Origin of the sequence: Duganella guangzhouensis (assembly GCF_009674535.1) — a bacterium.
GTDB lineage: Bacteria > Pseudomonadota > Gammaproteobacteria > Burkholderiales > Burkholderiaceae_D > Rugamonas > Rugamonas guangzhouensis.
Window position 1 is genome coordinate 1 of sequence record NZ_WKJK01000065.1, and the last position, 630, is coordinate 630.

1 rRNA gene is annotated in these 630 nt (G+C 49.8%); it reads left to right on the top strand.

Going from position 1 to position 630, the window contains the following annotated elements:
• Nucleotides 1-630 (top strand): 23S ribosomal RNA (locus tag GJ699_RS33925); the annotation flags it as partial.

The following is a 630-nucleotide window of genomic DNA, read 5'->3' on the forward strand; positions in this document are numbered from 1 at the left end:
CGTAATTCAAGGGACTGGGACGAAGAGTTTAGGCTCTGTAGCAATCGGAAGTGGTTCCAAGAAAAGCCTCTAAGCTTCAGTCATACGAGACCGTACCGCAAACCGACACAGGTGGGCGAGATGAGTATTCTAAGGCGCTTGAGAGAACTCGGGAGAAGGAACTCGGCAAATTGGTACCGTAACTTCGGGAAAAGGTACGCCTCGGTAGCTTGGTCACTTTACTGTGATAGGGCGAAAAGGTTGCAATAAACTGGTGGCTGCGACTGTTTAATAAAAACACAGCACTCTGCAAACACGAAAGTGGACGTATAGGGTGTGACGCCTGCCCGGTGCTGGAAGATTAAATGATGGGGTGCAAGCTCTTGATTGAAGTCCCAGTAAACGGCGGCCGTAACTATAACGGTCCTAAGGTAGCGAAATTCCTTGTCGGGTAAGTTCCGACCTGCACGAATGGCGTAACGATGGCCACACTGTCTCCTCCCGAGACTCAGCGAAGTTGAAGTGTTTGTGATGATGCAATCTACCCGCGGCTAGACGGAAAGACCCCATGAACCTTTACTGTAGCTTTGCATTGGACTTTGAATCAATCTGTGTAGGATAGGTGGGAGGCTTTGAAGTAGGGACGCCAGT